This window comes from Blautia sp. HCN-1074, assembly GCF_037890165.1.
Taxonomy (GTDB): Bacteria; Bacillota; Clostridia; order Lachnospirales; family Lachnospiraceae; genus Blautia_A.
This window is the reverse complement of record NZ_JBBKBP010000018.1, coordinates 15124-39714: the sequence shown is the minus strand read 5'-3', so window position 1 is coordinate 39714 and position 24591 is coordinate 15124. Positions and strand designations below refer to the sequence as shown.

The 24591-nt window shown below is 41.3% G+C and carries 23 protein-coding genes and 1 tRNA gene; 12 read left to right on the top strand and 12 right to left on the bottom strand.

Annotated features, from left to right (window positions below):
• Window positions 1-59: 59 nt before the first annotated feature.
• Window positions 60-2822, bottom strand: a complete 2763-nt coding sequence (locus tag WKT11_RS14095; protein ID WP_019160621.1) for a molybdopterin-dependent aldehyde oxidoreductase — start codon at window positions 2820-2822, stop codon at window positions 60-62.
• Window positions 2823-2905: 83 nt separating this feature from the next.
• Entirely contained in the window at window positions 2906-3166 is a 261-nt protein-coding gene (locus tag WKT11_RS14090) for a hypothetical protein (RefSeq protein ID WP_055199670.1), read from the bottom strand.
• Between the two features lie 210 nt (window positions 3167-3376).
• On the opposite strand from WKT11_RS14090, the gene WKT11_RS14085 reads away from it, so the two are divergent.
• From WKT11_RS14085 to WKT11_RS14070, 4 genes are all read left to right on the top strand, one after another.
• The gene (locus WKT11_RS14085) at window positions 3377-4306 is read left to right on the top strand and encodes an NTP transferase domain-containing protein (RefSeq protein ID WP_117845252.1); all 930 of its coding nucleotides are present in this window, start codon (window positions 3377-3379) and stop codon (window positions 4304-4306) included.
• Window positions 4299-5372, top strand: coding sequence for a histidine phosphatase family protein (locus WKT11_RS14080; RefSeq protein WP_117676727.1), 1074 nt, complete (start codon window positions 4299-4301; stop codon window positions 5370-5372). The genes WKT11_RS14085 and WKT11_RS14080 overlap by 8 nt, the downstream gene beginning before the upstream one ends.
• A gap of 65 nt (window positions 5373-5437) precedes the next feature.
• On the top strand, window positions 5438-6463 hold the full coding sequence (locus tag WKT11_RS14075; protein WP_340285059.1) for an XdhC family protein: 1026 nt from the start codon (window positions 5438-5440) through the stop codon (window positions 6461-6463).
• Window positions 6460-7320, top strand: coding sequence for a TylF/MycF/NovP-related O-methyltransferase (locus WKT11_RS14070; protein ID WP_118575162.1), 861 nt, complete (start codon window positions 6460-6462; stop codon window positions 7318-7320). Before WKT11_RS14075 ends, WKT11_RS14070 begins: the two co-directional genes overlap by 4 nt.
• Before the next feature lie 90 nt (window positions 7321-7410).
• Here the strand turns inward: WKT11_RS14070 and WKT11_RS14065 are convergent, their stop codons facing one another.
• Window positions 7411-8523, bottom strand: coding sequence for an ABC transporter substrate-binding protein (locus WKT11_RS14065; RefSeq protein ID WP_118575160.1), 1113 nt, complete (start codon window positions 8521-8523; stop codon window positions 7411-7413).
• 169 nt (window positions 8524-8692) lie between these two features.
• Here WKT11_RS14065 and WKT11_RS14060 point away from each other — a divergent pair, with 169 nt between their 5' ends.
• From WKT11_RS14060 to WKT11_RS14045, 4 genes are read left to right on the top strand one after another with little or no spacing between them, the layout of a single operon-like run.
• Window positions 8693-9736, top strand: a complete 1044-nt coding sequence (locus WKT11_RS14060) for a FecCD family ABC transporter permease (RefSeq protein ID WP_118575158.1) — start codon at window positions 8693-8695, stop codon at window positions 9734-9736.
• A 4-nt stretch (window positions 9737-9740) separates the two neighbouring features.
• Window positions 9741-10547: an ABC transporter ATP-binding protein gene (locus tag WKT11_RS14055; RefSeq protein WP_118575156.1), complete on the top strand. Its 807-nt coding sequence runs from the start codon at window positions 9741-9743 to the stop codon at window positions 10545-10547.
• 3 nt (window positions 10548-10550) lie between these two features.
• Entirely contained in the window at window positions 10551-11435 is an 885-nt protein-coding gene (locus WKT11_RS14050) for a class I SAM-dependent methyltransferase (RefSeq protein ID WP_117676722.1), read from the top strand.
• Window positions 11432-11977, top strand: a complete 546-nt coding sequence (locus WKT11_RS14045) for a nucleoside-triphosphatase (protein ID WP_117676721.1) — start codon at window positions 11432-11434, stop codon at window positions 11975-11977. Before WKT11_RS14050 ends, WKT11_RS14045 begins: the two co-directional genes overlap by 4 nt.
• A gap of 31 nt (window positions 11978-12008) precedes the next feature.
• Here WKT11_RS14045 and WKT11_RS14040 read toward each other — a convergent pair whose 3' ends face one another.
• The 8 genes from WKT11_RS14040 to WKT11_RS14005 all read right to left on the bottom strand — a co-directional run bounded on the left by WKT11_RS14040 (window position 12009) and on the right by WKT11_RS14005 (window position 19595).
• Window positions 12009-12230: a diguanylate cyclase domain-containing protein gene (locus WKT11_RS14040; protein ID WP_055199660.1), complete on the bottom strand. Its 222-nt coding sequence runs from the start codon at window positions 12228-12230 to the stop codon at window positions 12009-12011.
• An 8-nt stretch (window positions 12231-12238) separates the two neighbouring features.
• Window positions 12239-12481, bottom strand: a complete 243-nt coding sequence (locus tag WKT11_RS14035) for a hypothetical protein (protein ID WP_118591248.1) — start codon at window positions 12479-12481, stop codon at window positions 12239-12241.
• Window positions 12482-12803: 322 nt separating this feature from the next.
• Entirely contained in the window at window positions 12804-13322 is a 519-nt protein-coding gene (locus WKT11_RS14030) for a type III toxin-antitoxin system ToxN/AbiQ family toxin (protein ID WP_118575154.1), read from the bottom strand.
• 432 nt (window positions 13323-13754) lie between these two features.
• Window positions 13755-13828, bottom strand: a tRNA-Arg gene (locus tag WKT11_RS14025).
• A 135-nt stretch (window positions 13829-13963) separates the two neighbouring features.
• Window positions 13964-15196, bottom strand: coding sequence for an ABC transporter permease (locus WKT11_RS14020; RefSeq protein WP_118137685.1), 1233 nt, complete (start codon window positions 15194-15196; stop codon window positions 13964-13966).
• Complete coding sequence (locus WKT11_RS14015; protein ID WP_340285040.1) at window positions 15189-17018, bottom strand: efflux RND transporter periplasmic adaptor subunit; 1830 nt, start codon at window positions 17016-17018, stop codon at window positions 15189-15191. The genes WKT11_RS14020 and WKT11_RS14015 overlap by 8 nt, the downstream gene beginning before the upstream one ends.
• 140 nt (window positions 17019-17158) lie before the next feature.
• Window positions 17159-17890, bottom strand: a complete 732-nt coding sequence (locus WKT11_RS14010; RefSeq protein ID WP_055199655.1) for an ABC transporter ATP-binding protein — start codon at window positions 17888-17890, stop codon at window positions 17159-17161.
• 313 nt (window positions 17891-18203) lie between these two features.
• Window positions 18204-19595, bottom strand: a complete 1392-nt coding sequence (locus WKT11_RS14005; RefSeq protein WP_118591254.1) for an aminopeptidase — start codon at window positions 19593-19595, stop codon at window positions 18204-18206.
• A 374-nt stretch (window positions 19596-19969) separates the two neighbouring features.
• Between WKT11_RS14005 and WKT11_RS14000 the strand changes: the two genes are divergently transcribed.
• Both WKT11_RS14000 and WKT11_RS13995 read left to right on the top strand, forming a co-directional pair.
• Complete coding sequence (locus tag WKT11_RS14000; RefSeq protein WP_055199653.1) at window positions 19970-21700, top strand: ABC-ATPase domain-containing protein; 1731 nt, start codon at window positions 19970-19972, stop codon at window positions 21698-21700.
• A 507-nt stretch (window positions 21701-22207) separates the two neighbouring features.
• Window positions 22208-22954 (top strand): FadR/GntR family transcriptional regulator, encoded by a 747-nt coding sequence (locus WKT11_RS13995; protein WP_118137675.1) that lies wholly within the window; start codon window positions 22208-22210, stop codon window positions 22952-22954.
• Window positions 22955-23157: 203 nt separating this feature from the next.
• Here WKT11_RS13995 and WKT11_RS13990 read toward each other — a convergent pair whose 3' ends face one another.
• Window positions 23158-23484: a DUF6809 family protein gene (locus WKT11_RS13990; protein ID WP_118247745.1), complete on the bottom strand. Its 327-nt coding sequence runs from the start codon at window positions 23482-23484 to the stop codon at window positions 23158-23160.
• A gap of 328 nt (window positions 23485-23812) precedes the next feature.
• Between WKT11_RS13990 and WKT11_RS13985 the strand changes: the two genes are divergently transcribed.
• Together WKT11_RS13985 and WKT11_RS13980 are read left to right on the top strand one after the other, a co-directional pair.
• Window positions 23813-24007 carry a ribbon-helix-helix domain-containing protein gene (locus tag WKT11_RS13985; RefSeq protein ID WP_055199643.1) on the top strand — a complete coding sequence of 65 codons (195 nt, stop codon included), beginning with the start codon at window positions 23813-23815 and terminating at the stop codon, window positions 24005-24007.
• A gap of 360 nt (window positions 24008-24367) precedes the next feature.
• A complete protein-coding gene (locus tag WKT11_RS13980) occupies window positions 24368-24580 on the top strand; it encodes a FeoA family protein (protein ID WP_055199642.1) in 213 nt (70 codons plus the stop codon).
• Window positions 24581-24591 lie beyond the last annotated feature (11 nt).

Below are 24591 nucleotides of genomic sequence, written 5' to 3'. Positions count from 1 at the left end.
AAGGGGAGACAGTCTCCCATCTCCCCTTATTATAGCACATGATAAAATTATACTAACAGTTATTTTTCAAGTTCCTTTAATGCTGCAAGAACCTTTTCAGGGCGGGCAGGAACACGTGTGATACGTGCGCCTGTAGCATTGTAGATTGCATTCAGGATTGCAGGATGAGGAGCATCCAGCGGAGCCTCACCACAGCCGGCAGCACCGTAAGGACCACTTGGACGATATGTTTCATTGAAATGAAGTTCAATATCATCCGGAGCATCATTTGGATACGGAATACCACAGTTTTTCAGAGAAGTATCATGGTTCAGATCCTCGAAATCTTCTGTAAGAGCAAGACCGATACCCTGTACAAGACCACCGTAGAAGTTGCCTTCTACAAGAAGTCTGTTCATAATCGTACCTACATCAGCCACACAGGTGAACTTCTCAACTTTAACTTTACCTGTTTCTGTATTAACAGCAACTTCCGGAAGGAAGATCGTGTACATGTAGGTTGCAAATGGATCTCCCTGTGCTGTATCCTGATCAATCGGATGATCTGCACAGAAGGTTGTTACCCAGTTACCTTCATATTTTGTTGCAAGACCTTCAGCCACCATCTCATCATAAGTACGGAAGGTTCCGTCTTCTTTCTTCATGGCTGCCACAAGGTTTTCTGCTGCCAGACGACATGCATTACCTGACATAACCTGTGAACGTGATCCACCTGCAGGACCTGCATTAGGACATGTCTTGGTATCATTCATAACAAGTTTAATCTGTTCCGGTCTGATTCCTGCCTGACGAAGTGTTTCATGAGATGATACAAGAACACCCATATCAGCGCCCTGTCCATGATCTTCCCATGCAGCATACATTGTAACTGTTCCATCCGGATTCAGCTCTGCAAATGCGTTTGATGTATCAACACCGTCAAGGCCACAGCCATATACACCGAGAGATACACCGATGCCATATTTGATCTTACCATCAGAAGCTGCATTCTTTTCAGCCACACGTTTCTTAGCTGCTTCATACAGTGGACGTGCTGTCTTGAACAGATCTTCTTCACAGTATACTTCAGGCGGATAACCTGTAGGGATCGTACTGCCTTCGGATTCTTTGTAACAGTTCATTTCACGGATATCGAACGGGTCGATTCCCATCTTTGCTGCCAGAACATCTATCGCGATCTCAGATCCCATGTAAGACTGCGGAGAACCGTAAGCACGGAATGCGGAACCCCATGCGTGGTTTGTAAATACTGTTGTAGATTTATTGCGGATAGAATTGATTCCATAACCTGCACCTGTAAACTGGGAAAGTCTCATTGTAAGCAGGTCACCGAATTCTGAGTATGGACCATGATCCACATAGTTATTGCCCCAGAGTGCAAGAAGCTTACCGTTTTCATCTGCTGCAAGCTTGATATTCATAAATGCAGGAGATCTCTTTCCTGTATATGTAATATTCTGGAACTGATTAAATACCAGAGATACTGGACGTTCAAGAATCTTAACAGCAGCACCGATCAAAGCCTCATTTGTAGGAGAAAACTTGTAACCAAAGGTTCCTCCTGCATGATTCTGAACAATTCGTAAGTTCTCCATTGGCACACCGATACCATCAGCGATCATAGGCATATGCAGATGGATACCAATGGATTTGGAATGAACAGTTATCATACCGTCTTCGTCAATATAACCATAACCGCAGTCCGGCTCAAGATGAAGATGAGGCTGACGTGAACAGTAAGATTCTATCTCAACCTGCTGTGAATCCGGAATGCTGTCCCAGTCAAAATCAGGGCCCTTGATACAGTTTGTCTCAAAGAATGCGTTCGGAGTACCGGGATGGATCTCCGCTGCATCCGGTGCGATGGCATCCATTGCATTCATGTATGCAGGAAGCTCTTCAATCTCAACTTTAACTGCTTCTGCTGCTGCACGTGCATGCTCTTCTGTATCAGCAGCTACGATGGCAATCGCATCACCAAACTGGAAGATTTTTTCATCGCAGAGTACAGGACGTTCGAATCCGTCTGTTTTGTTGTGTTTTGGAAGCATTACAAGACCATTGATCTTATTGGTTCCGCCTGCTGCCTTAATATCTTTTGCTGTGATAACACGGACAACACCAGGCATGCTCTCTGCTTCTGTTGTGTCAATGCTGAGGATATTTGCATGAGAAACCTTTGCCTGTGTAAGAGCAAGACGAAGTGTTCCTGAAGGCATCTTTAACGCATCATCTGCGCCGAAGTCCCAGGTACCTGTTACCTTCTGTGCTGCTGAAGGACGGATATAGTTTGTTCCAACAATAGAATCACCTGTCTGTTTGAACACAAGATCTTCCTTTGTCATCTCACCGCGCATAACTGCTGCTGCAGCCATAGTAGCATCAATCAGCGGCTTGTAACCTGTACAACGGCAGAGATTACGCTGTTTATTAAACCAGTCTCTTACCTCTTCACGGGTAGGGCTTGGATTATTATCCAGAAGCACTTTTGCGGAAATAATAAATCCCGGTGAACAGAAACCGCACTGTGCACATCCATATGCCATCCATGCAACCTGAATCGGGTGCATATCAGAAATTGTTCCCACACCTTCAATGGTTGTGATCTCTGCATGATCGGGAACACGGCTCATCTTGTAGATACAGGATCTTGTAACTTTTCCGTTCATAATAACATTACAGGCTCCACAGTGACCTTCACCGCAGCCGATCTTACATCCTGTAAGAAGAAGGTGATTACGGAGTACCTGCGCCAGTGTCTCATCCTTATCAAGAATAAGTATTCTCTCAACACCATTAATCTTCAATGTCTTTTTAATCATGTTCCATACCTCCTTTAAAAACACGCATTCCGTAACTGTTAGCGCCTTCACAATGACCGCTGAATAGTTACGTTATTTTAATATTACCGATCTTCAGGCTTATGCACTCCACACGGATCATGATCAGCCCCTTTGCCTGTCAGATCTTTCAGTCTCTCTATTCCTCTGGCAGAATAGAAAACAATGGAAGAGCTACTCCCGTCCAGATTCTCACCGCTGAGCTTTAAAACATTTGCATTCTCATAATAATCGATGGGAAGCGTCCGGCTGTATACAACCCCTGTACGCTCATCTTTTACCTGTACAGTAACTTCTTTTGCGGTAATCTCAAAAATCTTATCCATAAAAAAGTTCTCCTGTCCACGTTATTTTATATATCCATACTACCATGATTTTGCACAATTATACAAATTACAAATAATTAATAGTTGGCTACTTTATATATTCCAGACAATTTTATTTTGTTTTATTTAAAATTTTAACTATTTTTATTCTTTTATATGTTATAATAATATCAAATTTGTATAATATCATTGAAAGAAGGAGGTATCTGAATGCAGACAGGCGCCCTCATCGTGGCTGCGGGGAAATCATCACGAATGGGAGACTTTAAACCCATGCTTCAGCTTGGCTCCATTTCCATCGCACAGCGCGTGATCAATAATTTCCGGCAGGCCGGAATCTCCAAAGTAGTAGTGGTAACCGGATATCATGCAGATGTTCTGGAATGCCACCTGGCTTCCAATAATGTAGTCTTTCTTCGAAATGAGAACTATGCAAACACTCATATGTTTGATTCTGTCAGGATCGGACTTGAGTATCTGAAAGACAAAGTGGATACGGTACTCTTTACACCTGTTGATATTCCGCTGTTCACAGCCCAGACAGTCACGCAAATGCTCTCTCTGGGGCGTCCCCTTGTAACTCCGGTCTGTAATGGCAATCCCGGTCATCCCATTCTGATTCGTTCCACACTGATTGATTCCATTCTAAGTGATGACGGAAAATCAGGACTTAAAGGTGCTGTGGATAATTGCGGGGAACCCATGTATTATCTTAATGTAGAGGATCCCGGTATTATTCATGATGCTGATACACCAGAGGATTACGATGAACTCCTCCGCATACACAACCAGAGCCTGATCCGTTCTGAAATCCATATTCAGCTAGCCCGGGAAAAAGTTTTTTTTGATGAAAAGCTCTATTCGCTGCTTACACTGATCCATGAAACAGGATCTGTCCGTGATGCCTGTGAGCGCATGCACATTTCCTATTCTACCAGCTGGAACCTGATCCATACCCTGGAATCACAGCTTCATGAACCTCTGATCATCAGAAGCCAGGGCGGTACAAGGGGAAGCCATAGTGAACTGACACCATACGGTGAAGAATTTCTGAAACGATATGCCCGTTTTTCAGAAGAAACACGTTCCTGTTCAAAAAAAATATTTGAAGAATGTTTCGGAGGATTTTTAAATGCGTAGCCTTTATCTGGTCCGGCATGGAAAACCACAGTATCCGGATGAACATTCTTACTGTGTGGGACAGACAGATTTCTCTCTATCCATGCTTGGACACTTGCAGGCAGTCCTTCTTAATGAAGAATTGTCCGATAAAATATCAAGGATATACTGCAGTCCTTTGTTAAGAGCTGTTGAGACAGCAGGCCATATGGCACCTGAGCTTCCACATATAATTGTTTCTGATCTGTCAGAACGAAATCTGGGAGAATGGGATGGCCTTTCTTTTGATAAAATACGCCAGAGATGGCCGGACATTTATAAAGCCCGTGAAAATAACCCTGATCATCCGATCCCGGGAGCAGAAACTCCTGCTGCATCTGGTTTTCGCTTTTCGCAGGCAGTTCATAAGATTCTTTGCGCTTCTGAAGGTGATATTGCAGTGGTAGCTCATACAGATGTAATCTCTTCTTATATATATGCATTACATTCCGGTATGTACAGCAGACAGCGATTTCGTCTTCCCTGCGGCTCTTACTATCATCTGGAAGTGAATGAAAGAAATAATATTTCTTTCTCTGATCCCAGTTATATACTGCCTCATCCTGAATTAAATGACGGGCTATGCTTCAGGCTTCGCAATGCGGTTTCTCTGCCCCGTCATGTACAGGCTCACAGTGATGCTGTTACTGAACTTGCCTGTTGTTTATGCAATATGTTGGAATCCAATGGTTATATCTTTGATCAGAAGCTTGTTCGCTCCGGTGCACTTCTGCATGATATTGCCAGACTTCAGAGGCATCACACCAAAACAGGCGGTGAACTTTTCTTACAGTTAGGTTATCCTGAGATCAGCCAGATTATTTCACAGCACCATGGTCTGCTGGAAACCAAGCTGGATGAAGCAGCTATTGTATTTCTGGCTGATAAACTGATTCAGGAAACACAACGTGTAACCATAGAAAAAAGATTTGCCGACAGCATGAGTAAATGCAAAAGTCCGGAAGCCCGCAAAGCTCATGAGCAACAGTTAGAGCAAGCCCGCAAACTGCAGGACATGATACAGTCACTCTGCCATATCACGCTCTAGTCCAGGCAGACATACACAACTGGAGCAGAAAAATCACTTAATTTAGTTAGGAGGTATTTTATTATATGAGAACATTATTTCAGACAATAAAACAACAATTCCTGGATGGAAACGATCTTGTACTTGTTTCCGTTACAGCATCCTCAGGGTCTACACCAAGAGGTGCCGGTTCCCGCATGCTGGTCGGAAAAAACGGCAGAATTTCCGGAACCATCGGAGGTGGAGCTGTAGAATATCGTGCTGAATGTATGGCATTGGATATTCTTGAAAAAAAGGAATCCTGTCAGCATGAATTCCGGCTGAATCATAAAGATGTTGAAAATATTGGTATGATCTGTGGTGGTGATGTTACGGCCTTTTTCCAGTATCTTGATCATAACGATTCTATTATTATGGAAATCGCGGAAACTGCGGAAAAATTCTACGAAGAGCGAAAAGATTTCTGGCTGATCTGCGATCTTCTCACCACCTCCGGTGTGAGCCTCTATAGTCCTGCATGCGATCTCATCGGAACTGCCAATGTTCCTTCTTCTGTATTATCTTCTTTATCTGCAAAGCCACACCGATATCACAGTGAAGATTATGATCTGTTTTCTGAACAGATTGAAACCTCAGGAACTGTCTATGTATTCGGCGGCGGACATGTCTCACAAAAGCTTATTCCAATCCTTGCAAGCGTTGATTTTCGCTGTGTTGTCCTGGATGACCGGCCAGAATTTACAGATCCTGCTCTTTTCCCAGGAGCAGTTGAAACAATACTTTGTGATTTCAACCATCTGGAACAGTATGTTTCTATCACAGCTGCTGATTATTGCTGCGTCATGACACGCGGACATTCCTATGATACCATTGTACAGGCACAGCTTCTCGCTACACCTGCATGCTATATAGGCGTCATTGGAAGCCGCGCAAAAAAAGCTGCTGTATTTCGCCGTCTGATTGAAGAATACAACATTAATGAACAAGATTTAAACCGTATCATCTCACCTATAGGACTGGAGATCAAAGCAGAAACACCGGCTGAAATTGCCATCTCCATTACAGGACAGATGATCCAGGTTCGTGCTGACAGAAAGGCTACATCAAAATGATGGCAAAATCAGTATATAAAACTGTAATATTTGGTGCCGGTCAAATTGGACAAATGACAGCAAGACTTCTCAACAGTCCCTGCCAGCTCCTGTGCTTTGCTGATAATGACCCCCATAAACACGGATCATATATTGGGAATATTCCAGTCTGTTCTCCGGATGCTGCAGCAGCACTTCTCCCGGATCTGGTCATCCTGGGAGTTCTGGATGAAGAACGGCGTAATTCTATGATAAAACAGATGGAAAACCTGGGTTATCACGGGCCTTTTCGTGATCCCTCCGTCCTTCGCATGTTTGACGCACGGGTTGCTGTTATGCGTCTTTTATCTGAGCAGATCTATCAATTGGATATTCCGGGAAATGTTGCAGAACTGGGTGTTTTCCGGGGTGAATTTTCTTCCCTGATCAGTGCAGCCTTTCCAGACCGAAAAATCCATCTTTTTGATACTTTTGAGGGCTTTTCAGAAAAGGATATCACAATAGAAGCCTCCGGTAATCTGTCCCGTGCAAAAACAGGCGATTTTTCTTCTACTGATATTGACTCTGTTCTTCATGTTATGCCAGATCCTACACGTACTGTGATCCACAAAGGATGGTTTCCAGATACCTTTTCCGATGTTAGAGATGAAACTTTTTGTTTTGTATCTCTGGACGCGGATCTCTATGCTCCAACTGCTGCTGCACTTCCTCTGTTCTATGAACGCCTGGCCACCGGAGGAGTTCTCTTGGTTCACGATGTGTACAGTACACAGTTTTCCGGATGCCGAAAAGCGGTTGGGGAATTCTGTCTGAAAAACCATCTGTTTGCAGATCCTGTATGCGATCTGCATGGAAGCGCAATAATCCGAAAATTATAAAAAGGAACGCCGGAACCGGTATTTACCGGAACCAGCGTTTCTTTTTCGTTTATTTATTGTATAGCCCTTTTTCACATCCATGCCTAACCTTTATAAAGTTCCTTTCAGAACATTTTCCAACTGTTCATCAGACAGATCAACATGATAAAAAAGATCGAAAAATTTATGTATTTCTTCATTGATATCACATTTAATATATTCCGGATAAATCAATGCTGAGAACCATCGCATACCGATCAGACGATTTGGTCCTGCCGGACGATCCACCCAGCTAAACGGTGCATTCGGAGTTCCATAAACCTTTTGGTCCTGTACTGCTTTTAATGAAGCATAATCAGGATTGCTCAGGATATCTTCTGCTGCAGAACTTCCGCTTTTATCTGCCTTTGGTTCACCATTTACAACAATCACATCCGGATCCCATGCAAGAAGCTGTTCTGCTGAAATCTGAACACGAGATCCATCTCCCAATTCCAGATCTGCAACATTAACTGCATTGATGGCATCAAGAATCTGTGCATGCTGGGATCCTCTGGGTGCAGTTTCCAGTGAGTCCTCTCCATTACCAAAGTATACACTGACTTTCTTTTCTTCTGGAATATCTGAAAGTGCATTAATATCAGTAAATATCTGCTCCGCATACTGGGCAAGCTCTTCTGCATGATCTTCTACACCAAGAAGTTCGCCCATAAAACGAAAAGCTTCCGCAGAATTATTAAGTTCGTTGTCTACTGCAACAACCGGAATTCCAAGGCTTTCTGATAACGCATCGCAATCAGAAACCATTGCATCATTAATCTTTCCACTATTAATAGCAATTGTAGGATTGGCAGCAATTACTGCTTCATAATTGACAGCATCACCCATTCCAAAATTAGGAAGATCCTGATATTTGTCCAGAATAATAGATTTCTCAACATCATTCAGTTCATAATTCCACCCAAGAAGCTTATCCGGTGCAACCATGTACAGAAAAATTGCAGCTACCGGACCTGCTGAAAAAACAGATTCAATATTTTCTACTGCTGGGACAGTTACTTTTCTTCCTGCCATGTCTGTGATCTCACGGGTTTCAACAGTTTCCTGCTCCGCACTCTGCGTCGGCTCTTCAGTAGCAGCTTTCGTTTCAGAATATCCTGTTAAAAGACTGACTGACATCACCAGACATATAAGCAGAGCCAAAAGTTGTCTGTGCTTTTTCATAAACTCTCTCCTTTCTTTTCTCCGCATTACTCATAATTGACGCTTATTGAAATTGACTATACAATTTTTAAGTATTATAATGTATATGCGAATAGTTTTTAAAAACAATTCGATTTTTCTGAGTATAACACCGTAAATTTGATTAGTCAAGTTACAAGGATGAATGATTATGAATCTGACAGCTAATGAAAAAAATGCCGCCGCTGCCCGGCAAAGACGATATGTTCTGCTGTTGGCGGTTATGCTGGTACTTTTGTTTATCATTATAGTACTCTCATTCTGGGTGGGATATTATCCGCTTACACCAGTGCAGGTACTAAATGCATTTTTATCAAAATTTGGTTTTAAAGGAGATATCTTACCCCAGGCAGTTACCATATTCTGGAATATCCGTCTGCCCCGTATTCTATCTGCTTTATTTATTGGTGCTTCCCTCTCGGTAGCAGGTGCAACCTATCAGGGAATGTTTCGCAATCCACTGGTATCTCCGGATATCCTTGGAGTTTCTTCCGGTGCAAGTCTCGGAGCTGCTTTTGCAATTTTAAACGGCGCTTCCAACTGGATGATTCAGCTTTCTGCTTTTGCAGGTGGTGTGGCCGCAGTAGCCGCATCCTATCTTATCAGCCGAAAATCCGCACATTCCCAGACTCTCAGTCTTGTTCTGACCGGAACTATGATCATGTCACTCTGCAATGCCGGTGTCACAATGATCAAATATGTCGCAGACCCCAATGATGTTCTCCAGCAAATTACTTTCTGGCTTATGGGCAGCTTAACCAAAACCACAACCAAATCCTTTTCCTGGAGTGTTCTTCCAATGATCATTGGATTAAGTCTGATTTTTATTTTTCGATGGCAGATCAATCTGCTGACTTTGGATGAAGAAGAAGCCAAAAGCTTAGGAATCAATGTGCGTAAATATCGTCTGATTTTTATAGTCGCTTCCACATTACTCAGCGCCGCTGCAGTCTGTCTTGGAGGATTGATCGGATGGGTCGGGCTGATGATTCCCCATCTGGCACGTGCACTGGTTGGCGTTGATTACAGAAGGCTGATACCTGCAAGTGCGATCCTTGGCGGCGGATACCTGATACTTGTTGATGATATTTCCCGTTCCCTTTTGTCCATGGAACTTCCACTTGGCGTTGTCACAAGTATCATGGGCGCCCCCTTCTTTATCTATCTTATCATCAAACGAAAGGAGCGCGCGTAATTATATGCTTCTGGAAATTGAAAATGTTTTTGGCGGTTACGGCAATGGTGATATTTTAAAGGGTATCAGCTGCAGCGCAGACTATGGTGATGTGCTTTGTCTGCTTGGCCCTAATGGTTGTGGAAAGACCACTCTGTTCCGCATGATATTAGGTTCCCTTCCTGTTTCTAATGGAAAAATAAAGATAGCCGGAAAAAATATTAGTGACTTTACAACCAAAACACTGGCAAATATGATTGCATATATTCCCCAATATCATTCCCCAGTATTTGCCTATACAGTTCTTGATATGGTAATTATGGGGCGTGCTTCTCATTTCTCTGCATTTGAAACCCCAAAAGAGCCTGATCAGGAAGCAGCTTTTGCCGCCTTGGAGAAAGTAAATGCCCTGCCTCTTGCCAACAGGAAATATACTTCCTTAAGCGGAGGACAAAGGCAATTGGTTTTAATTGCCCGTGCAATCTGTCAGTCTGCAAAAATCTTCATCATGGACGAGCCAGCCGCCAATCTGGATTATGCCAATCATCAGCTTCTCATGGAAGTAATTTCAGGGCTGGCCAATCAGGGCTATTGCATTATTATGTCAACACATAGTCCAGAGCATCCCTTTTCCGTGGGAAACAAAGTTCTTCTCATGAAATTCGGAAAGGTTATGGGATTTGGCTCTCCCAAAGAAATCATTACATCTGAAACCTTACAATCTGTTTACGATATTGAAATGGATGTGATAACTACACACGACCGCTATGGCCGTGAACGAACTATCTGTTTACCGGTAAATAGCTCAGCAAAAACATTTCAGGAGGAATGATGCATGGACTCTATATTGGATTATTTTATTTCTCTACAGGAATCTCAGCCTGCAGAATTACCTGAGCGGGCTATAGAAAGATGGAATAAACGTGCAGACTTTTGGGAAGACGCACGCAAAAAGAAAGAAAAAGGTGACGAACGTGTCATCAGCGCTATAAACTACCTGGATTCCAAAGGACTTCTTGAAAAAAATTATGACGTCGCAGATATTGGATGCGGTCCCGGACGGTTTGCTGCTGCATTTGCCAAATATGTACACAAAGTAGTGGGGCTGGATATTTCTGATAAAATGGTTAAACACGGAATGGAACATATCCAAAATGAAGGCTTAAATAACGCTATACTCTATACATGTAATTTTCAGACATTAGATATTGATAAATCGGGGTATAAGCATGCATTTGATTTGGTATTCAGTTCCATGACACCTGCAATCCACAATATGGACGGACTGATAAAATCTATGGAAATGAGCAGGGCATGGTGCTGTAATATCACGCATCTTGACAGACGAAATTCACTCAGGGAACAGATTTTACAGGAAGTATTTGGCAAACAAACAGCATCCCAATGGAATGGGCGATGGTTTTTCTCTCTTTTCAATATATTATTTCTGCTTGGATATAATCCTGAAACAAGCTATGAAAAACTCCATCGTGAAACCTGGGTAACTCCAGATGAACAATATATTGATTTCCTCATGGAGCACATGCTTCCTTCTGAAGAACATACACAGGAAAACGCAAATAAAATCATGCAACGAATTCAATCTCACTTAAACAAAGATGGGAAGATTAAGGAAATAACTGATTCCACTTATGGAAGAATTCTCTGGGATGTTCGAAACAAAACAATGCGACCTGACTATAGAACTATTATAAAATGAAATGGAACCTTACTATGACTCAACATATATTTTTAACTGGTAAAAAGCACATTGGAAAATCTACATTGATCCAAAAGATATTAGACGATTATAAGAAAAACGCTGATGGATTCCTGACTGTCCGCACAAAAGAATATCTGAAGGATCAGTATTCAGTTCATATGTACCATCTAAAAGAGAAGGAACTCCCAAACGAATCTAATCTTTTGTTTTTATGCGGAAAAACAGATGAACACACTGCCGATACCTTTGATCGCCTTGGATGCAATATTCTTTCCATGTGTTCTGACTGCTCTTTCATTGTTATGGATGAGCTTGGTCCACATGAAGCAGACGCAGCTTTATTTCGGAAAAAAATCCTAAACCTTTTGGATGGGCAGACTCCCATTTTAGGGGTATTGCAGGAACCTGCAGAATCTTTCTGGCCTGAAATCGTAAATCACCCAAAGGTAGAAATCATTACAATTTCTGAAGACAATCGAAATGATTGCTCTTTACTTAATCATATCACCTCGATTTTCAGCGATTTGTATGTGCGTTAGAGGCTGCTGTGCCCGACAGCCCCTTTACAACTTAACATATTTCTATACTATATCCATCTCTGCCCTTTTCCTTAGTCTGGTACAGCGCCTTATCAGCCAGGTTCATAAGAGAAGATAATTCCCTTCCCTCATCCTGGCAAAGTACTGCACCTGCACTGATACTCACTTGTGCGCTGGCATCTTCTTCTCTGTACACCGCACGCATTTCCCTGACCAGAAGTTCCAGCCTGATCCGAAGTTCTTTCTCTGTCACATCTTTGATCAGAAGACAGAATTCATCGCCTCCAAAACGGGAAACGATATCTTCTTCCCCAGAAATTTCCCTTTCATGCGCTCATTTGGGATAAACGCAGAAATCTGGGCGATCAGCATATCTACATCCGGCGCATCCTTCAGGTTTTCTACGTTTCTTGATACTCTATTTGAACTGATCCAGGTGTCCTTCGTCAGATTCAGATGAAAGATTCCCTGTGCTTCCGGAATGGATTTAAACAGAAGCTGCATCTGAGACTCGAAAACTTCCTGCGCACATTTTCCAATTATTTTCTTTATTAACTATTCAGCAGTCTGCTATTTGGGAACATACAAGTCAAAATCTCACAGTTTTCAATAAGTTGAATCTTGTATGTCATTTTTTATCACACACAGTATATCATATTTGGGGAAGATTTCTCGTTATGAGTTTGTGAAAATTGCATTTTTTGCAATCCATAAATTGCGTCTGCGCAGAAAGTATGGCAAGATAGTTTCACTAAAAGAGGGTGCCGCAAAATCATCAAACACAACTGATGAAGCGACACCCTCTATCTTTAAAGTCAACTCTTTTCTATTTTTCTTCCTGTCTGATTTCAAATTGATCCAATGCTTTTTCCAATTTTTTAAAATCGCAACATGTTTTTTTCAAAAAATTAAAATTATGTGATTCTATATCATACCTCTGATTAAAAATCTTTTCCGCTTTTTTCTTAATAGTTTCCCAGTTTTTTCTTAAATATCGTATCTCATTAGATTCATATGTGTCCGTTTCCGGATCAATTTCTAATGCCGTAATAAGCTGTTCATTAACTGGAATCATATTATTGTATAAAAGATTTGAAATCTCTTTTCCGGAAGTTTCTGTCACAAATGTAGTTATAAGGGAACTTCTTTTATTTTTTCCTGCATTTTTTCTTTCTTCTGTTGTCTGAGATGTAAGCGGAATAATATATTTCCTGTCTCCTACTAATGTAACAATTCCTGCAAATGGTCTATTATTAAATTTAACACTTACTCTATAATCTTCCTTATGTAGATATTTTAAATATTCCTTGTCTACATAATAAAGAATTGGGCTTTCATTTTCCATATTTCTCCTTTGAAAAAAGCTGTTTGCATTAAACAAACAGCTTTCTGTCCACTAAAGCAGGACCTCTCTCATTTTGAATCGTCCACTAAAGCAGGACCTCTCTCATTTTGAATCGTCCACTAAAGCAGGACCTCTCTCATTTTGAATCGTCCACTAAAGCAGGACCTCTCTCAAAACAAGTTTCCTTGTTTATCTACATTATATGCTGTATCGCAAAAATCAATACAATTCCCAAAAATATATACAAAAATACTTATTGTTTAAGTATCTTTTTTTCTTTTCTTTAATTTTACTCTGACTATACACTGATGTCAACACAATTTCCATGAAGTTTAATTAAATTGGGAAATAAATATACCATCGAAAACAGCCAAAGAGTCAATAAATTGCCAAGAAAAAAACCTCTGGAAATCTTAATCTCCAGAGGTTTAGCGTGCGTTAGAGGATTCGAACCCCCGGCCTTTTGGTCCGTAGCCAAACGCTCTATCCAGCTGAGCTAAACGCACATCCTTGTGAAGTTCTTATCTCGTGTCCCTCACAACAATGAGTATTCTACTCTATACTGGATGATTTGTCAACACTTTTTTTGAATTTTTTTATTTTTTTCTTTTGAACAGTACAATTATGGCAATTGCAACAACTTAATTACGTCTAAGTGCCTCAATCGGGCTGAGTTTTGCAGCTTTTTTGGCAGGATAGATTCCAAAGAAAACACCCACCGCACAAGAAAATAGTGTTGCCGCCAAAATCGTCTTCAGACTGATTCCAGGTGTGATCGTCATCTCCATACTACTGCTTATGATTGAGCAGATCGCATACCCTCCGATCACGCCCAGTACAATGCCTATCAGACCACCAATTACAGTCAGAATCGCAGCCTCCGCCAGAAACTGCATCATAATAGAAGAAGTCTTCGCTCCCAACGATTTACGGATACCAATTTCCCTGGTACGTTCTGTTACAGAAACCAGCATGATATTCATAACGCCGATTCCTCCAACCAGCAGTGAAATTCCTGCGACAAAGGAAATAAATGCAGTTACCATATCCAGCATCTGATTCATGGAACTCATAATATCCTGGAAACTCTGCACCTGAAAATAATCCTCACCAGCACACTGGTGTCTTTTTTCAAGCAGACTCACTACCTTATCCGCAACTTTCTGACTGTCCAGACTCTTATCTCCCTGTATCGTCGCAGAGTAAAAATAATCCGATACACCGGTAAACTCATTCATTGTAGTGTATGGAACATTAACCGTAACCGGCATTCCTTCATATGTATAGCTTACAAAAGTTCCATTCTCCTTCTGCGTTGTCACACCGCAGATACGTAAGCTCTTAGTCAGACCATAGCAGTTAACATCTATGCTCATTCCCACAACATCATCTGTACCAAAGAGTCTTTTCGCATCTGAATCAGAAATTACACAAACGTTTTTCCCTTCCTGGACCTCATTTTCCCCAAAATAGACTCCATGCTTCATTGTTGCATTATTTAACAACTTCGCATCAGGTCCTTCTCCGGTCACCATAAGTGTGAAGTTTCCCTTACCGGTAGTTGTTTCTCCGTCAAAAGAATCAGAAACATTTACACCTTCCACTTCGTCCAGCTCTCTGATCGCCTCCACATCATCAGCAGTAATCCACTCTTCCGCTGTCTGGGCATCACTGCTGACGCTGATGGCAATCTGTCCTCCACCGATGTCATCAATCTCACTGTTCATCTGATTCTTAGTTCCCTCACCGATAGACACGATTGCGATTACGGATGCAATACCAATGATAATACCAAGCATAGTCAGAAAAGAACGGCCTTTATTTGCCATAATATTATGGACCGCCATTTTGATATATTCATACAGATTACTCATCGGCATCCTCTCCCGTCTGTTCAGAAACTGCCTGTACTTCCATTCCTTCTGTATAATCTCCCAGATCAGAAATTACCTCTTCGCCTTCCTTGATTCCATCTATAACTTCCACATAGTCCTCTGAGCTGATTCCTGTTGTGATATCTCTTTTCGTCACCAGACCATCCTCTATCACATAACAGAAAGATCCATCTTTTCCGATATTCACCACTTCCACCGGAAGAGTTACAACGTTCTTTGCAGATGCTGCATGAATCTTGACCTTTGCATCTACTCCCAGAAAAATATCATCATCCGGATCATTGATGCTTACCGTCGCAGAAATAACAGGTGTGCCTTTCTCATTCTGCACTGCAATATGACTCATCTTAGTCACCGTACCCTGATAAGTATTATCACCAAGTGTGATTTCTGCAGACTGTCCCTCTTTTACCGTATCATAATCATATTTGGAAAGAGTCACATCCACACTCGCTTTATCTGTATTCTGGATGGTAAAAAGCTCCATTCCCTGGGTAACTGCCGCTCCCTGTTTGATATCTGCCTTGGAAACGATTCCGTTAAATTCCGCTGTGATTCCTTTCTTTCCTTCCTCCACCAGCTCTTTAGCTGATTTTGCATCCAATTCAGAAAGGTTATCGGTTACTTTTAACTTCTCTTTTTCCTCTTTTGTCAGACTCGTGGAATCTGCTTCTGCGATTGCTTTCTCAGAAGCCAGATCCGACTGAAGCTCGGCAAGTTCATCGCTGGCTGATTCCAATGCACTCTCCAACGCAGAAGTATCGGCAGTTACTGCGCTGCTGTCACCTCCACTATAGGCATAATCTCCCGACGCTGTATCATCCTCTGATGAATCATCTTCTGTACCATCTGTAAACTCTTCTAAAGATCCGGAACTATTTTGAGTAAAATCAGACAGGTCCGGCATCTGAGGTGTCTGCTGTTTATAATCCTCATATGCCTGTTTTGCCTGCTGCATTGCAATCTGTGCCTGAGTTCTGGAAGTTTCTGCAGCATTCAGGGTCTGTATATTTTCATCAGAAGGATCTGCCTGCCATGTGGCAAATGCCATCTGATATGCAGTGTCTGCCTGATTATAGGTACTCTGTGCCTGGTTATACTGCGAATTCAGCTCGGAAAGTTTCTGCTGGTATTGTGGCAGGGTTTCTGTCTTATATGTATTAAGCGCCGCCTGATATTTGCGCTGAATTTCCTGCTGTTTCTTCGCCTCGGCCTGGGCTTTTGCCTGCGCTTCCTGCTGCTGTGCCTGGGCCTGGGCTGCTGCCTGTGCAGACGCCTGAGCTGCTGCTTCCCGCTGAGCCGCAGCTGTTGCCGCCGAAATCTGAGACTTCAAAGACGCCACATAAGCTTTCTTATCCTTTATCTTCTTCTCAAGTTCCTGAACATTCTTTTTCGCATCTTTCTGCTTCTTCTCTGCTTTATCAGATTTATTCCGGGTGTCTTTCGTATCATATTTCGTTGATTTTAAATTCAGTTCAGCTTTCTGATTATCTTTCTCCAGATCCTCTGTGTTAAATTCAATCAGCTTCGTTCCTTTTTTTATCACATCTCCCTGGGAAAAAGAAACTGTTTTTAACTCTGCGTTTACCGGAGAATAATATGTCTTTTCCTCTTCACTTCCTACTGTTCCTGTAGCATCTACGATTTCTTCAACGTCTCCCATCTCAGCCGTTACTACCGGCACCTGCGGAATCTGCGTTTCCTTTGAATTTCTCTGTCCTGCTACCGTAACACCGCCTGCAACAACTAAAACAGCAGCTGCACCTATGATAATTTTCTTTTTACTCTTCTTTTTTTTCATAATTTTACCTGATTCCTCCTCGCATCTATAGCAATTTCAGAAAATAATGCAGTTAATGCAATCATTCTGTTATTTATCTCACTCCAATAATATAGCTTTCCGTATGCAACTTAATACATCTGCTATTTACAAAACATCATTCAGGCATCCAGCTGGTTTTTCACGTATTCTTCTTTTCCATAATTCTCATTAACGAAATCTGACTCGATCTTGCCATCTATAATCCTGACCACACGTCTCGCCTGTGCAGCAATCCCGTTATCATGAGTGATCAGTATGACTGTTTTCCCCTGCTCATGCATATTTTTCAAAATCTGCAAAATCTCCTTACTGGACGCAGAATCCAGATTTCCAGTCGGCTCATCCGCCAGGATTACCGGTGGCTGCGCTGCTATCGCCCTGGCAATGGCAACCCTCTGCTGCTGTCCGCCTGACATTTCATTTGGTTTGTGATCCATTCGTTTCTCAAGCCCGACCATGGTCAGGGATTCCACGGCGAGTTTATGTCTGGTTTTTCTGTCTACACCCCTATATACCAGGGGAAGTTCTACATTCTCTATGGCAGTCAGATTGGAAATCAGATTAAATCCCTGAAAAATAAATCCAATCTCTCGATTTCTCACTTCTGAAAGTTCATTGTCTTCCATCGTAGATACATCTGTACCATTCAGAAAATATTCACCGGAAGTAGGAACGTCCAGGCACCCCAGCATATTCATAAACGTAGATTTCCCGGATCCCGACTGTCCGATGATCGCAACAAATTCACCTTTATCGATTTCCAGATTAATATGATCCAGTGCCCGCACTTCATTCTCACCGGGATTATATATCTTACACAAATCTTTTACTCTGATCAGCGCTTCTCCCATTTTTTCCTCCATTTATCCCGCAATTCCAATATACAATATATTATCCGCCATAATTCATTCATCCCGACGGATCTTATTATATCCCGAAAAAATTACAAAGTAATTTCCTATAACAATTCCAGAAAATAATGCAAGTAAGACACTCCAGCAGGGTTTCACTCTCTGATGGGCTGGATTAATTACAGTATTTTCTGAAATTGCTATAAAGCAAAGGACAGATCCTTAATTTTCCAAAAAGTTCTGTCCTTTTCTGTGGAATCAGCAAGTCTCTGTTAACTATAAACGAAACAAAAACTGCATTTTCTTCATATTTTTATGCATCCAGTAAAAATGCCTTATACGCTTTCTTCGCTTCATAAACATCTGCTTTGCTCGTTACTTCCCAAGGCGCATGCATGCTCAGTACCGCAACACCGCTGTCGATTACTTCCATTCCATATAAAGCTGCGATATATGCGATTGTTCCGCCACCACCTACATCTACTTTACCAAGCTCAGCAGTCTGGAATGCGATTTCATGAGTATCAAAAATGTTTCTTACTCTTGCCACATATTCTGCATTTGCATCATTTGATCCGGATTTACCTCTTGCTCCGGTAAATTTATTCAGTACGATACCTCTTCCCAGATAAGCAGCATTCTTTTTCTCAAATGCTTCTCCATAAGAAGGATCATAACCCGCGCTTACATCGGAGGAAAGCATGCTGGAATTCTTCAGCGCTCTTCTTAGTTTCAGCTCACTGTAGCAGCCCATTGCATCCAGAAGTTCTGCCACTGCATTCTCAAAGAAACGGGACTGCATTCCTGTTGCACCTACGCTTCCGATTTCTTCTTTGTCTACGAGCAGACAGCATGAGGTGCGTTTCGGTGCTTCCATTTCAAGCATTGCAAGCAGAGAAGTATACGCGCAGACTCTGTCGTCCTGGCCGTAAGCCGCGATCATACTTCTGTCAAGGCCACACTCTCTTGCCTTACCTGCCGGTACGATTTCAAGTTCAGCAGAAAGGAAATCCTCTTCTTCTATGGCATATTTCTCTTTGAGGATATTCAGTACATTCTGTTTCACTGCCTCTTTCTTCTTATCATCCGGAAGATCCTTTAATGGTCTGCTTCCGATCAGAATATCAAGATTCTCTCCCTCAATTACTTCGGCAGCTTTTTTCTGCATCTGCTTTCCTGCCAGATGGATCAGAAGGTCTGTAATATATACGATTGGATCTTCTTCATCTTCACCAATATTTACCTCTGCTACACTTCCGTCTTTCTTTACTACTACTCCATGGATTGCAAGTGGAAGTGTTACCCACTGGTATTTCTTAACACCTCCATAGTAATGAGTATCCAGATATGCGAGGTCTGTATCTTCATAGAGAGGATTCTGTTTTACATCAAGACGCGGAGAATCGATATGTGCACCCAGAATGTTCATTCCCTCTTCAATATCATCCTGACCGATATGGAAAAGCGCAACGATTTTCTTCATTCCTACTGTATAAATTTTATCTCCGGCTTTCAGTTTCTCACCCTTTGCAGTCTTTTCTTCCAGAGATTCATAACCTGCTTCGCGGGCTTCTTTCACGATCTGTGTCACGCATTCGCGTTCTGTCTTACCTGCATTAAGAAAGTTTCGATATGCTTTCGCAGTCTTTTCTAATTCTTTTTCTTCTGCTTCTGTATAAGAAAGCCATGCATTTCTACGTTCCATTTATGATTCCGCCTTTCTATCTGACGTTGCCGCCGTTTATTTTTTCGGCAACTATCTGACTCTAGTATTGCTTTTTCTATTATAAAACATCCTTCTTAATTTTTCCATACAATGATGTTAAGCTCAAAAAGTTTTTTATTCCTAACTTCCTGTGTCTGGACAATCTTCTTAGCTTCTATTATAGTTATATTTAGATTCTACATAGCTGTTCACTTCGTTTCTCAATAATGTATCCCTAATTCCAGATCGCTTGCAGCAACAATGGAATTGAGGCTTGTATGTCTTGGAATTTTGGCATATACATGTCAAAACACTCCGCAGAATAACAGCGTGTAAAAAATAACAATCTATCAATTAATTCAGGAGGTTTCCACATGAATAATTCAGAAGAGCTGCGTCAGCAGCTTCATTCCATAAACAGAAAAAGTTATCCAGCCTACAAAGCTCTGAAAGGTGTCTATCATTTCGGAAATTATCTTCTTTCCATCGACCATGTACAGGGTGATCCTTTTGCATCCCCTTCTCACGTAAGCGTCCAGATTTCCCACACAGATGCCCGCTTTCCGAAAGAATATTATAAAAATTTTCTCTCCAGAACAACTCTTTGTGACTACCTCACCCGCCAGTTTGAAAAACAGGTCAGCCACTTTAGTTTCCGTGCAAAAGGCTCCGGTAAAAGCGGTCTTATCACAGTAAGCCACTGCGATCAGGAAATTCTTTCCCGAACAGCGTGTGAAATCAATGAAAAGGGCATAACCGTCCGTTTCTTTGTAGGCTTTCCTGCCAATGGACGTACCATTAACGCCACAGAACTGGAAAAAATTCTTTTTGATTTCCTGCCTGTATGTGTTCGCAAATCTTTCTTCTATTGCAGTCTTGATGCACAGAACCTGTTAAATTATATGCAGCTTGCCGAAGATCAGGAATTCATCCGTCATGAACTGTCCTGCCGAAATCTTTGCGCATTTGTAGCTGATGGTGCTATTCTTCCCAGAGAAAGCGGCATTTCTTCCCGCCCTATGAAGGATTCCATCCCTTTCAATTCTCCTGAAAGTCTACGTATTTCCATGGAGCTTCCACACCAAGGAACAATCACAGGAATGGGAATTCCAAAGGGAATCACTTTGATCGTAGGCGGTGGTTATCATGGCAAATCTACTCTTCTGAATGCGCTTGAACTTGGCGTATATAATCATATCCCAGGAGATGGACGCGAATATGTAATCACAGATAACACAGCTGTTAAGCTTCGTTCTGAGGAAGGCCGTTTTATCAAAGATGTCGATATTTCTCTCTTCATCAATGACCTTCCAAATAAAAAAGATACCCATTGTTTTTCCACACTGGACGCCAGCGGAAGTACTTCCCAGGCGGCCGGAATCGTAGAAAGTATGGAAGCAAAAAGCCAGCTTTTCCTTCTTGATGAAGATACTTCTGCCACTAATTTTATGGTACGGGACGCCTTTATGCAGCAAGTCATTCAACGGGATAAAGAGCCAATCACGCCTTTCCTTGAGCGTGCACGTGACCTTTATGAAAAAGCAGGTATTTCTACCATACTGGTAGCTGGAAGTTCCGGAGCATTCTTTCATATTGCAGACACAGTCATTCAGATGGACAATTATATACCCAAGGACATTACCGCTTCTGTCAAATCATTATGCGGCCAATATCCTCTGGCGAATGTTCCGGTCCCGGAATTTCGCATTCCAGAAAGTCACCGTATAATGACGAAAGCAGTGCAATCTTCTGGTTCTTCACAGCGTAACAGACACCAGCACAATAATGACAGACCTGAACGTTTAAAAACCAAAGTCTCCAAAACAGACGGATTCTCTCTTGGCCGGCAGGAAATCGATCTTCGCTATATCGAGCAGCTGATCGATACAGAACAAACTGCCGCTTTAAGTCTCCTTCTGAAATATGCGGTAGAACACCTGATTGATGGAAAAAGAACACTTCCTGAAATCGTAGAATTCCTGCAAAAAAATCTGACTCAAAACGGTTTGGCTTTCTTCGCAGACAATCATAAAATTTCCTGTGGCTATGCCGTCCCACGTTCTCAGGAAATCTACGCCTGCTTCAACCGTTACAGACGTTCATAAGAACTCAGCACAGGGTTCTTATAAAATAAAATCACCGCCCCTCCGGCGATCTTGTCGGTTGAGCGGTGATCTACTGTTCATTTTACACTTTTTAGGGAAAGGAAAGATTTTTTCTTAAGGTCTGTCATCTCCTTAAGATGTAAATATCATAACGTATAAATGTGAGAGAAATTTGTCTAATTTCTAATAAAATCATAAAATTTATAAACAAGTTATAACTTTTTGCAAGTTTATGTCAAAATCCTTTGTCTTAGAGTGTGTTTGAAAAAGGCTTTCTGCAAAATATACCGCAAAGTTTCCATGCATCCGTAAGGAGCTGACAGTGGCAGGTCCTGTAGGTGACCTTCGCTCACAAAAAACACCTCGCGGGATATTACCAGTGAACAGTAACTAAACAGACACAATAAATTCAAAAAGAATCAGTTGCATCTGTGTTTTTATAAGTTATAATAATAAATATACGTGCATTCCGCTATATGACAAAAGGATAAAGAAAGAGGAAAATAGATGTTTAGAAAAATAGATAAAACCAGCACATTCAATGATGTTCTCAAACAGATCATCGAAAAAATCCAGACCGGAGAACTGAAACCGGGAGATGCTCTTCCGGCGGAACGTATCCTGGCTGAAGAATTCGGAATTTCCAGACCTGCTTTACGTGAAGTTCTGAAAGCACTTTCCCTGCTGGGGATTACTGTCAGCGTACATGGCGGCGCTAATTATATTGCAGCAGATCTCCGCAACTGTCTTACTGAGCCATTATCTATCCTGTTTCAGATGTATAACAGTAAAATTCAGGATGCCCTGCAGCTTCGAGGTGCACTGGAAAGTAAAGCTGCATTTCTCGCAGCCCAAAACTGTACACCATTAGATGCAGCTGAACTCCAGCTTATTATTGCCAAACTGGACAGCACCCAGGATGAAAAAGTCCGCGGTGATCTGGATCGTGATCTGCATATGAAAATTGCACAGATTTCTGCAAATCCATTAATCCTGAGCGTGTTGAATGCTTCTGCCCAGCTTACAGAAAACATGATTACCGGAATACGTTCTTATTTTATGAAAAAGAACAACGATGCACCTGAAATTGATTCTCAGCACACACGACTTGTTCATGCAATAACTGACAAAGATGCACCTCTTGCAGAAAAAATTATGAATGAGCATATGCATACGATTGAGCGGCTTTTAAATGAGATTCCATTTAATACTCTTGCAACTGCTGATAAGAATGAACCTCACGTGACTGTCTAAAGTAACGAAAATGCAATCACAGTTTATTGAATAGCTGTAACTATTCAGCAGTCTACTATCCCGAGACATACAAGTCAAAATCCTATCATCAAAGGCGATTTTTAATGAATTTTGACTCGTAACTGATGTTATTCCTCAGACAAATGCCCGCGGATCTCTCCACGGGCATCTGTCTGCAAATCTATAAGCTTTTGTCTTTCTTGTCATTGGTCACGGAACGAACCGTATCTCTTTATTGTCTCTGCTTCTTCTGAAAAAATTTCACACATCAATTTTGCTCCTGTTTTAAATCCTGCCTCAAAACTGTTTTCCAATTCCTGTGGAAATATTTCCAGATGTTTATCCATCAGTATGTCCAGTTCCTCTGCCAGTTCTCCTGTCAGCCTGGAGCGTAGTTTCTGGTATGACTGATAGGCATCCTCTCTTTTCTTTTTACACAGATCATCGCCCTGTGTTCTCAGCCTCTCAATGTCTGTCCTGTCATTTTCTTCCATGCACAGATTGTACAATTTCTGAATTATACTTTTCATTATTCTTCTAACTCTCTAAAAATTAATCTCAGCTAATCATCAGTGTACTAACAAGTTGATTCTTGAAATAATCTTTCCGGATAAATTTTTATTTCAAGACGTAGTGGTAGCTATAACAACCAATGGTAATGCGGAAATAAGAAATTTAAACGTAAAATTATTCCGGAAATCTACTACTACACTAATTATAATATTCCCCTCTTTTGTAGCATATAAACCTATGGCAATGCTTTTTCTTTTGTATCGTGTTACATATATGTATTATAGTTTTGTGATATATCAATGTCAATGCCTTGTAATTATACTTTATATTATAGGAGGTATAATCATGACAAAAGATTTTATTGTCCGGCCAAAATATACTGATAAAAAAGAGGATAAATCTATTACTATGACCATCCGACTTGAACGTGAACTTCAGGAAGAATATGATAAATTATCTGCAAAAAGCGGACGTTCGAGAAATGAACTGATGTGCATGGCACTCCGCTATGCTCTGGAAAATCTGAAATTCGTAGAATAACTTTCGAGTAATCGGATATCCGGAATTGAATCCAGGGACTTACCTGATCTATCGAAATAACTATATCATCCACTTGTCTGCGAATCTGATTGCACAGATAAAAAAGCCTCAGTCAGCCTGAAATATCTGAATAAATGAAGGATTATTCAGATATTGCATAGAATAATGTTATAATTGACGAACTGGCACTTACAGTTATACAATTATTAAAACTTAAGAAACAAATTATCTGATATTAACTTTTAGTAATTTTATGGTAATCCGTTTCCATGTGTCTCTGTCAATTTCAGGTATGACAAATACCTGACACCAGGTAAATTTTAATTACCCGCCTTATTTCTATGCAAGGAGGTTGTTTTTATGCATTCATTATCAAAATCCAGTCAGGGAAGCACTTATACGATCAAATGGATGTTCGGACTGCCAGAAGTTATGAAAGCTATGAACGATATGGACATTCATGAAGGCAGTACGATCCGCGTCCTTCAGAAATTCCACGACTCTCTGATCATTTCTTCCGCTAATCGAAAAATCGTTCTGGGAAACGAAGTTGCAGACAGAATACAAGTATAAAAAAATGAAGC

Coding starts and splice junctions, on each gene's coding strand:
- WKT11_RS14050 (WP_117676722.1), top strand. CDS start 10,551: ATGGACTCTATATTGGATTATTTTATTTCTCTACAGGAATCTCAGCCT.
- WKT11_RS13995 (WP_118137675.1), top strand. CDS start 22,208: ATGTTTAGAAAAATAGATAAAACCAGCACATTCAATGATGTTCTCAAA.
- WKT11_RS14005 (WP_118591254.1), bottom strand. CDS start 19,595: ATGGAACGTAGAAATGCATGGCTTTCTTATACAGAAGCAGAAGAAAAA.
- WKT11_RS13985 (WP_055199643.1), top strand. CDS start 23,813: ATGACAAAAGATTTTATTGTCCGGCCAAAATATACTGATAAAAAAGAG.
- WKT11_RS14035 (WP_118591248.1), bottom strand. CDS start 12,481: ATGCAGCTTCTGTTTAAATCCATTCCGGAAGCACAGGGAATCTTTCAT.
- WKT11_RS14000 (WP_055199653.1), top strand. CDS start 19,970: ATGAATAATTCAGAAGAGCTGCGTCAGCAGCTTCATTCCATAAACAGA.
- WKT11_RS14060 (WP_118575158.1), top strand. CDS start 8,693: ATGAATCTGACAGCTAATGAAAAAAATGCCGCCGCTGCCCGGCAAAGA.
- WKT11_RS14045 (WP_117676721.1), top strand. CDS start 11,432: ATGAAATGGAACCTTACTATGACTCAACATATATTTTTAACTGGTAAA.
- WKT11_RS14085 (WP_117845252.1), top strand. CDS start 3,377: ATGCAGACAGGCGCCCTCATCGTGGCTGCGGGGAAATCATCACGAATG.
- WKT11_RS14090 (WP_055199670.1), bottom strand. CDS start 3,166: ATGGATAAGATTTTTGAGATTACCGCAAAAGAAGTTACTGTACAGGTA.
- WKT11_RS13980 (WP_055199642.1), top strand. CDS start 24,368: ATGCATTCATTATCAAAATCCAGTCAGGGAAGCACTTATACGATCAAA.
- WKT11_RS14095 (WP_019160621.1), bottom strand. CDS start 2,822: ATGATTAAAAAGACATTGAAGATTAATGGTGTTGAGAGAATACTTATT.
- WKT11_RS13990 (WP_118247745.1), bottom strand. CDS start 23,484: ATGAAAAGTATAATTCAGAAATTGTACAATCTGTGCATGGAAGAAAAT.
- WKT11_RS14055 (WP_118575156.1), top strand. CDS start 9,741: ATGCTTCTGGAAATTGAAAATGTTTTTGGCGGTTACGGCAATGGTGAT.
- WKT11_RS14065 (WP_118575160.1), bottom strand. CDS start 8,523: ATGAAAAAGCACAGACAACTTTTGGCTCTGCTTATATGTCTGGTGATG.
- WKT11_RS14010 (WP_055199655.1), bottom strand. CDS start 17,890: ATGGGAGAAGCGCTGATCAGAGTAAAAGATTTGTGTAAGATATATAAT.
- WKT11_RS14030 (WP_118575154.1), bottom strand. CDS start 13,322: ATGGAAAATGAAAGCCCAATTCTTTATTATGTAGACAAGGAATATTTA.
- WKT11_RS14080 (WP_117676727.1), top strand. CDS start 4,299: ATGCGTAGCCTTTATCTGGTCCGGCATGGAAAACCACAGTATCCGGAT.
- WKT11_RS14015 (WP_340285040.1), bottom strand. CDS start 17,018: ATGAAAAAAAAGAAGAGTAAAAAGAAAATTATCATAGGTGCAGCTGCT.
- WKT11_RS14020 (WP_118137685.1), bottom strand. CDS start 15,196: ATGAGTAATCTGTATGAATATATCAAAATGGCGGTCCATAATATTATG.
- WKT11_RS14070 (WP_118575162.1), top strand. CDS start 6,460: ATGATGGCAAAATCAGTATATAAAACTGTAATATTTGGTGCCGGTCAA.
- WKT11_RS14075 (WP_340285059.1), top strand. CDS start 5,438: ATGAGAACATTATTTCAGACAATAAAACAACAATTCCTGGATGGAAAC.